Below are 9,695 nucleotides of genomic sequence, written 5' to 3'. Positions count from 1 at the left end.
GTCCGCAGCGTGCACCTGGTGCAGCTGGTCCAGCGACTCGTGCTCCTGGCCCGCCTCGACGTGGCCGTAGTCGACGCCGCCGTCGTGACCGCTGTCCCACTCGCTCATGTTCTCTCCCAGGTATCCGGTGTGGCTTTGTTCTCGCTGTTGAATACAACGTTAGTCAATGGCGGCGGCCGTCGAATCCCCGAAACGTGCCACGGGAGCGAGCTCACAGGATGACCCGGCCGTCGACGTTGGCGGCCGGCTGCGGACCGTAGTGGCGGGAGTCGCGAGCGGAGTCGCGGTTGTCGCCGAGGACGTAGAACGTGCCGGCCGGGACGGTCACCGGGGAGCAGTCGGTGGTCGTGCCGTGCGTGTAGGGCTCTTCGAGCGGCGTGCCGTTGCGGTGCACCCGGCCGCCGGTGCACGAGATCGTGTCGCCGCCGACGCCGATGACCCGGTCGACGGTGGTGAACCAGTCGCCGGTGCCGGTCGGGGCCCGCAGCACGATGACGTCGCCGCGGTCGATGCCCGTCAGGCGGAACGTGAGCCGGTCGACGAGCGCGTGGTCGCCGATGCCCAGGGTTGGTGCCATGGCGCCGGAGGGGATCGGGCGGACCGTGAACGTGGCGAGCGCGACCGCCGCGACTAGGGCCGCGGCGGTCGTCAGCCGGACGCCGCGGCGCTCGCGCCACGCGACCCGCAGGCCGCCGGCGGTCCAGCGCAGCACCGCCCAGGTGCCGGTGACCTGGTCGAGCTCGGCGACGACGGCGGCGCCCCACGGGCTGCGGCTGCCGGCGAGGGCCACGGACAGGACCCGCCGGGCCAGCCGGTGCGCGGCGCTCACGACGCGGCCTGCGGGCGGAGGCGGACCACAGCGGCCGACGGCGTAACCACGGCGGCGGTAGGCGGGACCGCGGGGGTAGGCGAGGAGACCGCAGCGGCGCGGGCCAGTCGCGCGCGGGCGAGCTCCGCGCCGGTGGGGGTCAGCCGGTACAGGTGCCGTGGTGGACGGCCCGGCTGCTCGGCCGGCTCCCACCGGGTCTCCAGCAGCGCACCCTCGGCGAGCCGCATGAGGATCGGATACAGGGAACCGGACGCGAGCCCGGTCTCCCGGCTCAGGTCATAGCCGTACCGCCAGGCGTCGGGCGCGGCGAGCAGGGCCTCGAAGACGTGCAGCGTCTGTGGCGACGTGTGCGGCAACCTCGGCATGCCTGAAACTCTACATATGAAGACTATGGATGGGAAGGCAGGTTGTGGCCACCGTCCGGAACCGTCCGGGCCCGGGCGAGGGCGTCGACCCGGCGCAGGGCGTCGGGCAGGCGGAACGCGCCGGCCATCGCGGCGACGAGGGCGGCCGCGTCGGGCCGGGGCACGCCGATGGCGGTGACGAACAGGGGGCGCTGGGCGCCGCCGCGGCGGACCGGAATCGCGTGGGTGGCGCTGTGGAAGGCGGTCTTGGCCACCCCGATGACGGGGATGCGCAGCTCGTCGTGCACGTGGGCGCCGAGTCCGGGCCGGCCGTCCGGGTCGAGGTCGACGTAGCCGTCGACGATGAGCAGGTCGAGCGGGGGCAGCGGGTCCAGCAGCGCGTGCACCGCGGGGAGCTCGCGCTTGTAGAACGCGCCCGGCTCATACGCGGCGACCTCGTCGAGCCAGGTGACCCGCTCGTCGACGAGGGTGCCGAAGGTCGGCTCGCCGGCGACGACCAGGGCGCCCCGGGCACCGCCGGATTCCGGGTAGTCGACGTCGATCGCCCCGTACCTGCGTGGATTCACGCGGCAATGCTCCCAGCACCGGACGGGGCGAGTCGAACAGAAATCAGCCGAGCGCGTGGTCGAGCCGGATCGCGGCGTTGATGAGGGCGAGATGGGAGAACGCCTGCGGGAAGTTGCCGAGCTGCTCGCCGGTCGGGCCGATCCGTGCCTGCCCGGTGACCCGGCGCGGGTGACCGGGCAGCACCTGCCGGGGATGACTCAGGCGGCCCGCTCCAGCAGCGAGACGAGGCCCGCGCGGGTCGCCACGACCACCATCGTGTGGGCCCGGTCCAGGGTCCGCCCGCGGTTGCGTTCCGGCCACCAGAACGTCTGCACGCCCTGCTCGAGACCGGGCCGGCCGGTCTGGACCGCGACGAGACGCAGCTCGTTGACGACGTTGACCTCGTGGAAGGGCCGGCCCTCCAGCCGGGAGCCGGCCCCGACACGCACCTCGGCGACGAGCAGCACCCGGCGGCCGACCGGGATGGTGTCGATCACCTCGCTGCCGACCATCGACGCGGCGAACGCCGGCGCGGCCAGGTAGGACACGCTGCGGGAGTGGTTGATGCCGAACGCGACCTTGATCCGGCGGGCGAAGTCCTCCTCGAACAGCCGCAGCACCACCCGCAGGTCGGCGCGCAGCGAGCGGGCCAGCAGCGCCGCCTCCAGGTTGGTGACGTCGTCCGTGGTGACCATGACCAGGCAGCGGGCCGTGGTGACCGACGCGGCGTCGAGGGTCTCGGTGTCCCGCGCGTCGCCGAGGATCACCGGGATGCCGAGGCTCCTCGCGACGGCGACGCCGCGGGCCGTCGACGAGCGGTCCACCGCCACCACGTCGATGCCCTGGTCGTGCAGCTCCTGGACGACCCGGGCGCCGACGTTGCCGAGGCCGATCACGATGACGTGGTCGCCGACCGGCACGGCGAGGCCGCCGGCGGCGATCTTCAGCCGTGCCTTGACGAGCGTGTTGACCACGGCGGCGGTGACCGCCGGGATGACCGCGACCCCCGCGACGACCAGCGCCAGGTCGACGGCCTGGCTGGCCCGCCGGGCCCCGAGGTCGGCGTTGGCGCCGCCCAGGGTGGTGAGGACGGTGACGTACAGGGCCCGCCACGGGCTCAGGTCCTTGACGGCGGCGACCACGACCGAGCCGGTGCCGATGAGCGCGGCGACGCCGATCAGGACCCGGCGCAGCCCGCCCTTGAGCACGAGCCGGGTCGTGCGCAGCGGGTGCCGGCCGACCCGGCGCGGCGCCGGCAGCGGGTGGCCGTAGGTGCTGACCAGGACGAGGTCGGCCGCGTCGTCGTCGGCGGGCAGGCTCTCCCCGGTCGCCGTGACGGCGAGGCCGCAGCGGATGTCGCTCACCGACAGCACCGCGGTGTCCCGGTCGAGCGCCGTCAGCTGCTGACCGTCGGTCAACCGGATCGACGTCGGGGTGTTGTCGCCGAGCGCCGCGGCGACGAACGCGGGCGCGGCGATCTCCGACGCCGACAGCACCGCGCAGTTGCGCAGCCGCGACGCCACCCCCTCGCCGAGGACGGTGTTGAACATCCGCAGCACGACCCGGACGTCGGGCAGGGTCTCCCGGGCGATCAGCGCCGCGTCGACGTTGGCCACGTCGTCGGCGTCGACGAACGCGATGGCCTCGGCCTCGGCGAGCTCCGGGCGCAGGAAGGTGGCCGCGCTCAGGCGCCGCTCCTGCACGACCATCGACCACGGGTCGGGCGCGCACAGCTCGGCGATCTCCGGCGCCAGGTTCTGCGTCAGCGCCGGCACGATCACGGTCACCTGCGCGCCGTAGCTGTTGATCAGCTCGCCGACCAGCCGCCGCGCGAGGGCGTTGTCACCCCAGACGACGAATCTGCGCACACCGGTGATCGTATCGACGAAACGGCATCAACAGGGTGGCGGGAAACCAACCAGCAGGTTCACGTCGTACACCATGATGGCGTAACGACCGGTGTCGAACCGTTGCTTCGGCGGGCCCCACATCTTCACCGCCTGGGCCGGGGTGCCGTAGAACGGCCGGTCCTTCTCGAAGACGATGAACCGGGCGTCGTGGGTGGCGTCGTACATGCTGGTCTTGGACTGCCAGCACATCGGGGCCACCCGGTCGCCGTCGCCGAGGACCGGCACGACCGTGACCCGGCGCTCGGTGGTGACGGTGATGTTGTTCGACACCCAGTAGCCGCCGAGCCCGTAGGTGAGGTTGCGCGCCTGCAGCCAGTCGGCGACGACCTGACCCTCGGACGGCTCGGCCCGCGGCGGCGAGTAGGCGACGAGGTTGAGCGTCAGCAGCGCCAGGACGCCGGCGAGGACACCCTGCCGCCAGCGGGCCTCCAGCCGTGGCGCGATGACCCGCCCGGCGATGACCGCGGCCATCGGCAGGACCGGCGAGATCTCCCGCGCCGCCATCAGGTCGACCGGCAGCGTGGAGACGATCTCCGCGCCGATGTCACAGCAGATCGCGATCGCCATGATCGACTCGACCCGGTCGGCGGTGCCGAGCACGGTGCGCACCAGCACGATCAGCACCGCGATCAACGCCACCACGAAACCGCCGAGGTGCAGGTAGGACACGCCCTGCTGGATCCACTTCGGCTGCCAGCCCGGGCGGTGGGTGCCGAACAGCACGCCGAGCATCCGGGCCGTCATGTGCGCCCGGCCGAACCACTCGTCCCACGGCGACAGCTCGATCGGCGGCTTCGGCGTGTGGTAGCCGCCGATGGCGTGCACGGCCCAGGTCGCGACGTGCGACAGGACCACCGACATGCCGCCGGCCACCGCCAGTTGGAAGTCCATGCTCTTCAAGCGGATCCGGTACGACCCGGGCAGCCGCCACGCCCGCACCAGGCAGGTCAGCGCCAGGGGCAGCGCGCCGACGAAGGTGACCAGCGGATCGCCCCACGCGCCCCAGCCCAGCAGCAGCGCCACCACGACCGGCTTCCACTTCGTGTCGCGCATCCGGTCGATCGCGCCCCAGGCGAGCAGCAGCGGCACGGCCGAGCCGGTGTGGTTGGGCGAGGACAGCAGCGTCTGGTATCCGGTGCCGGGCACCGGCGCGATCAGGATCGCGACCGTGATCCCGACCCGCAGCCAGCCCTGCAGCCCGGTGACGCGGCCCTTCGCGAGGATCGCGGCCAGCAGCACGATCGTCGTGTACGTGATCGCCGCGGCGATGTGGATCTGCGCCACCGTCGGGCCGGTGAAGACCTGGATCATCGCGTACTGGATCAGTTCGCTCGGATAGAACGCGACGTCCGACAGCGTCCACCCCGACAGCAGCGGGTTGCCGTGGAACATGTCCCACGCCTGCATCGCGTTGCTGGCGCCGTCGGCGTTGATCGGGAACGCGTACGCCATCCGCAGGTAGGCGAAGAACAGCCCGACCGCCGCCACGGCGACTCCGAACCCGGTCACCAACCTGGTTTTCAGCACCCCGGCAGGGTAGCTAGTCGAACTCGTCGGCGAGTTCGCGGTATGCGGCTAGTACCGTTTCCGTCCGTTCCGTCAGGGTTTCGGCGGGCTCCGGGTCGCGTCCGGGCCGGGCGTTGATCGCGCCGAGCAGCACGTCGGCGGCGTTGACCCGCACCCGGGCCCGTGATTGCGCGGCGCGGTGGTCGAGGAACGCCTGGCACAGCCCGGCGAGGTGGCGCAGCCGGTCGACCCGCCGGCTGACCTCCGCGTCGACCTCGGTCAGCCGGGACGTGAGCTCGGCCTGCCGGTCCGTGACCGCCGCGAACAACACCCCGGCGCCGATCGGCTCGCCCACCGACGCGCGCAGCTCCCGCACCGCGGTCCGCAGCTCACCGCGCTCGGCGAGGGCGTGCGCCAGGTCCCACAGCGTGCGCTCCAGGGTGTCCCGCGGGTCCGTCGGGTCGCCGAGGCGCTCCAGCGCCGGCCAGGTCAGCATGATCCGGTCCGCATGCGCGGCGGCCTCCTCGAACGCGACCCGGTCCCGCGGGTCGGTGAGGAACTGCCGCAGTGCCCGCTCCCGGCGCGCCGGCGTGCGCACCACGTGCAGCCCGGCGAACAGGAACCCGGCCGCGGCGACGGCGGCGAGGAACGCGCGGCCCAGCGGCGACGGGTCCAGCCAGTGGATGCCGAGTGCCACCACCGCCGCGCAGGTCAGGGCGACGGCGTAGGCCACGAACACCCAGTTGTCAGCGGGCCAGTACGGCCCGCTGCGCGGCTGTTCCGCGGCACCCGCCAGCCCCCGGCCGACCACCCGGTCCAGGGCGCGGGACGCCTGCCGGCGCACGATCGCGGTCCGCCGGCCGCGCAGGTACTCAAGCATGCCGGGCCAGTGCCGAGCAGGCGCTCACGAGCAGCAGCCCGGCGAGGACCCCCGGCAGGCCGCCGACGACCCCGGCGAACAGGGCCGTTGCGACGAGCACGGGCAGCGGCAGCGGGCCCACCCATCTCGGCAGGTGCTGCGCCGGCACCCCCACCAGCGCGATGAGGGACGCGCCGGCCAGGGCGAGCAGCGCCGCGGCGGGCTGGCCGGAGGCGAGGACCAGCCCGGCCGCGAGGGCCACGCCCAGCGCCGGGCCCGGCAGCGGCAGGACCGTCAGCAGCCCCACCCCGACCGCCGCGGCCTGCGGGTGCGCGACCCCGCCGAGGTTGAGCACCGGCCAGGCCACGGTCGCGGCGAGCGCGCCCCAGACGCACCGGTGGGTGGCCGCCGCGGCCGGTCCGGGTCCCTCGTCGACGACCCGGACCAGCATCACAGCAACCGCAGTTCCCGGGCCCGCTCGACGGCCTCGCGCCGGCGGCCGGCGTGCAGCTTGCGGTAGATGTTCTTCACGTGCGTCTTCACGGTGTTGACCGACACGTACAGGGTGGAGGCGATCTCCAGGTTGGACATCGTGCCCTGCAGGTAGCGCAGCACCGTCAGTTCCCGTTCGGTGAGCGGCTCCACCAGGCTGCCGTCGGCGCCGCGCCCGCCACCCGCGAGAGGCGACGAACCGGCGGCGAGCTCCGCGGCCAGGGGGTGGTACACCGGCAGCAGCGGCGCGAAGTTCGCCAGGAGGTCCCGCACGGGGTGCCCGCCGACGAGGAACGGCCGCCGGAAGCTCTCCTCCTCGGCGATGTCGAGGGCCACCTCCAGGCCCCGCAGCACCCGGTTCCGGTCGCCGAGCGCCCGGCCCGCGAGGGACGTCAGGATCGCCGCGTGCACGGTCCACGTCAGCGCCGTGTCCACCGACGGGGTCGCGAACTGCTGGGCGGTCGACGCGGCGGCGGCCGCCTTGCCCTCGACCAGCGCCGCCGACGCGTCGACACAGGCGGCCCAGCCCGGGTACACGTCCGGGTCGCCTCCGGTAGCGACGAGCCGGCGCGCCGCGCCGAGATCGCCGCCGCTGATGCGCAGTTCGGCCTCGGTCAGCGCCAGGGCCCGTTCCACGCTGGGAGCCAGGGCCGCGCCGCCGAGCTCGCGCCGCGCGGTGTGCAGCACCTCGAGCGCGGCGGCGAGCCGGCCCGCGCCGTGGCGGAGTTTCGCCCGGACGGTGGCGATCGCGACGAGCAGGTCCGGGTCCCCGGCCGCGAGGTCGAGGCCCTCGTCCAGGAGGCGGTCGGCCTCCGCGATGCGGTCCCACTCGCCGTACACGCTGGCCAGGGCCATCCGCACCCAGCCGAGGTCGGTGGCGTCGGTGATGCCGAACCGGTCCGCGGTCACCAGGGCCTGCCGGCCGAGCCGGGCCGACGCCCGGAGCCGGCCGCGGGCCGCTTCGAGGACCGACAGCTGGGCCGCGGCGCACACCTGCGCCTGCGCCATTCCGGTGCGCTGGGCGAGCACCAGGGCGCCGTGCAGGGGCGCTCCGGCGGCGGCGAGCTCGCCCAGCCGCAGCCGGGCCTCGCCCTCGTCCAGCATGGACAGTGCCCGGATCTCGTCGTTCTGCTCGTCGGGGCGGTTGAGGTCGCCCAGCGCCGTGAGGGTCCTGCGCGGGTCGCCGGACAGCCACGCCTCGGCGGCCGCGAACCCGGCGATCATGCGGGCGTTGACCCGGACCGGGCCCTTCGCGGCGGCGGCCGGCGGTTCGCTCGTCGGCGGCTGGGTCGTGGCGGCGGGCTGGTCGGTGGCCGACGTGGTGGCGGGCTGGCCGGTGGCCGGGGCCGGGGCGGTCATGACCGCGGTGGCGCCGCCCGAGGTGGGCCGCGCGGCCGGGGCGGCCGATCCCGCCGGGGTGTGCTGGGCGGCCGGCATGCCCGGGGCGCTCTGGCCGGCCCGGGCGGTCAGGCCCGCCGCGCTGCCGGTCGGGGCGCCGGGGCCCGTGGCCGCCGGACCTTCCCGGCGACCCGCGGCCGCGTCGCCGGTGCCGGTGCCGCTCGCCGTGCCGCCGCTCGTGCCGTTGCCGGCGCTGCCCGCGGTGCCGGTGCCGGTGCCGTTGCCACTCGTGCCGTTGCCGCTCGCGGTGCCGGTGCCGCTGGTCGTGCCGGTGGCTGCGCCGCTCGTGGCGCTCGTCGTGGCGGTGGTCGTGGTGGGTGCCGGGTCCGGGGCGTCGCTGGCGCGGTTGCTGCGGCGCAGGAAGTCGCGGGTGCCCTCGAGGTCGCCCACGCGGAGACGCTCCGCCGCGAACGCCAGTGCCAGCCGCGGGTCGGTGTGCTCGTCGCCGGCCGGCGCGTGCGGCGCGGCCTCGTGCGGGCGGTCGTAGCGAACCCCGCCGACGATGTCCGGCCAGTGGCGCTCGAGGGTCTCGACCGCGCCCGGCCAGTCCTCGGCGAGCAGCGCGTGGCGCATCGCCTCCGCCGGGATGCCGTAGGTCGCGTGCCAGGCCGCCGCCCTGCGGTGCAGCTCGGCGACCCGTTCCGGGTTGCGGCGCAGCAGTTCGGAGTGCAGCGTGCGGGCGAAGAGCGGGTGGAACCGGTACCAGCCGCCGGGGCCGGCGTTGCGGGTCAGGAACGCGTTGGAGCCCTTGAGCTCGGCGAGGACCCGCGCGCCGTCGTCCCGGCCGGTGATCGCCTCGACCAGACCGGCGTTGAGGCGGGTCGCGACCGCCGTGTCGAACAGCAGCCGGCGGGTGTCGGCGGGCAGCGTCTCGATGACCTCGCCGGTGAGGAAGTCGCCGACCGCGGTGCTGTAGGCGCCGCCGTCGTCGAGGACCCGCTCCGGCTCCGGGTGCCCGCGCATCGCCATGGCGGCGAGCCGCACGCCGGCCGGCCAGCCCTCGGTCATCGAGTGCAGCGCGTACAGGGTGCTGCCCGGCAGGACCACGTCGTGCGCGGCGAGCAGCTGCGCGGTCTCGGTGATGGTCAGCGACAGGTCGGTCGTGCGCATCTCCGTCAGCGAGCCGTTGACCCGCCACCGGTACAGCGGCAGCGCCGGGTCCCGCCGGCAGGACAGCACCAGGTGCAGGCGGCCCATGCCGTGGCGTACCAACGACTCCAGCTCCGACAGGGCGGCCGGGTCGCTGATCTCGCGGACGTCGTCGACGACCACGATGTGGGGCCGGTCGAGGGAGTCGACGGCCCGGGCGAGCTCGTCGTCCGAGTCGGCCTTCAGGTCACTGGTGTCACCGGCGGACAGCGCGCCGCGCAGCCGGCCGGGCACGTCGGCGCCGTCCGGCGAGTGCGAGGTCACCCAGCGCACCACCGGCATCTCGTCGCCGATCCGCACGGTGCGGGCCCAGGCGACCAGCGCCGCGGTCTTGCCCCATCCGGCGGGCGCGGTCACCAGCGTCAGCGGCGCACGCACCGCGGCGTCCAGCTGCGCGACGACGCGCTCGCGCAGCACGTATCCGGGCGGAAGATCCGGCACCGCCAACGTCGACGGGGCCGTTCCACGGCGATCCTGCTGTACCAGCGCTTGCGACACTCGGTGCCCCCCGATTTCATACCTCGCCAAACGTGACGAGCAAAGCACCGCCCGCAGCTGCGGGGCCTCACCCTGCCTGGGTGGTCTTCCCTGTGCGGATGTGGCTGTTTGCCTTGCGTAGCAACGGTTCCATCGACATCGCT

At 74.4% G+C, this 9,695-nt stretch carries 9 protein-coding genes; all 9 read right to left on the bottom strand.

The genetic code is table 11. The annotated features are described in order from the left end of the window. Positions 1 to 211: 211 nt before the first annotated feature. The 9 genes from lepB to Dsi01nite_RS22365 are packed head-to-tail and all read right to left on the bottom strand — an operon-like array spanning position 212 to position 9,495. Positions 212 to 829 (bottom strand): signal peptidase I, encoded by a 618-nt coding sequence (gene lepB, locus Dsi01nite_RS22405; RefSeq protein ID WP_203848171.1) that lies wholly within the window; start codon positions 827 to 829, stop codon positions 212 to 214. After that, positions 826 to 1,194 carry a PadR family transcriptional regulator gene (locus tag Dsi01nite_RS22400; RefSeq protein WP_203848170.1) on the bottom strand — a complete coding sequence of 123 codons (369 nt, stop codon included), beginning with the start codon at positions 1,192 to 1,194 and terminating at the stop codon, positions 826 to 828. Before Dsi01nite_RS22400 ends, lepB begins: the two co-directional genes overlap by 4 nt. Before the next feature lie 23 nt (positions 1,195 to 1,217). Continuing rightward, entirely contained in the window at positions 1,218 to 1,760 is a 543-nt protein-coding gene (locus Dsi01nite_RS22395; protein WP_203848169.1) for an endonuclease V, read from the bottom strand. 43 nt (positions 1,761 to 1,803) lie between these two features. Next, complete coding sequence (locus tag Dsi01nite_RS22390; protein WP_203848168.1) at positions 1,804 to 1,944, bottom strand: hypothetical protein; 141 nt, start codon at positions 1,942 to 1,944, stop codon at positions 1,804 to 1,806. A gap of 14 nt (positions 1,945 to 1,958) precedes the next feature. Continuing rightward, the gene (locus tag Dsi01nite_RS22385) at positions 1,959 to 3,608 is read right to left on the bottom strand and encodes a potassium channel family protein (protein WP_203848167.1); all 1,650 of its coding nucleotides are present in this window, start codon (positions 3,606 to 3,608) and stop codon (positions 1,959 to 1,961) included. Positions 3,609 to 3,635: 27 nt separating this feature from the next. Then, on the bottom strand, positions 3,636 to 5,177 hold the full coding sequence (locus Dsi01nite_RS22380) for a hypothetical protein (RefSeq protein ID WP_203848166.1): 1,542 nt from the start codon (positions 5,175 to 5,177) through the stop codon (positions 3,636 to 3,638). A gap of 13 nt (positions 5,178 to 5,190) precedes the next feature. Further along, entirely contained in the window at positions 5,191 to 6,036 is an 846-nt protein-coding gene (locus Dsi01nite_RS22375; protein ID WP_203848165.1) for a hypothetical protein, read from the bottom strand. Next, positions 6,029 to 6,466: a hypothetical protein gene (locus Dsi01nite_RS22370; RefSeq protein ID WP_203848164.1), complete on the bottom strand. Its 438-nt coding sequence runs from the start codon at positions 6,464 to 6,466 to the stop codon at positions 6,029 to 6,031. The genes Dsi01nite_RS22375 and Dsi01nite_RS22370 overlap by 8 nt, the downstream gene beginning before the upstream one ends. After that, positions 6,466 to 9,495 carry a winged helix-turn-helix domain-containing protein gene (locus Dsi01nite_RS22365; protein ID WP_203848163.1) on the bottom strand — a complete coding sequence of 1,010 codons (3,030 nt, stop codon included), beginning with the start codon at positions 9,493 to 9,495 and terminating at the stop codon, positions 6,466 to 6,468. Before Dsi01nite_RS22365 ends, Dsi01nite_RS22370 begins: the two co-directional genes overlap by 1 nt. Between the last annotated feature and the right edge of the window lie 200 nt (positions 9,496 to 9,695).

Source organism: Dactylosporangium siamense (genome assembly GCF_016862795.1).
GTDB classification, from domain to species: Bacteria; Actinomycetota; Actinomycetes; order Mycobacteriales; family Micromonosporaceae; genus Dactylosporangium; species Dactylosporangium siamense.
Note: the sequence above shows the minus strand (reverse complement) of the source record. Positions and strands in the feature narration are given on the sequence as shown.

What these genes read in the sequence shown, in the direction of transcription:
- Dsi01nite_RS22375 (WP_203848165.1), bottom strand. Translation starts at nt 6,036, where the DNA reads ATGCTTGAGTACCTGCGCGGCCGGCGGACCGCGATCGTGCGCCGGCAG.
- Dsi01nite_RS22400 (WP_203848170.1), bottom strand. Translation starts at nt 1,194, where the DNA reads ATGCCGAGGTTGCCGCACACGTCGCCACAGACGCTGCACGTCTTCGAG.
- Dsi01nite_RS22370 (WP_203848164.1), bottom strand. Translation starts at nt 6,466, where the DNA reads ATGCTGGTCCGGGTCGTCGACGAGGGACCCGGACCGGCCGCGGCGGCC.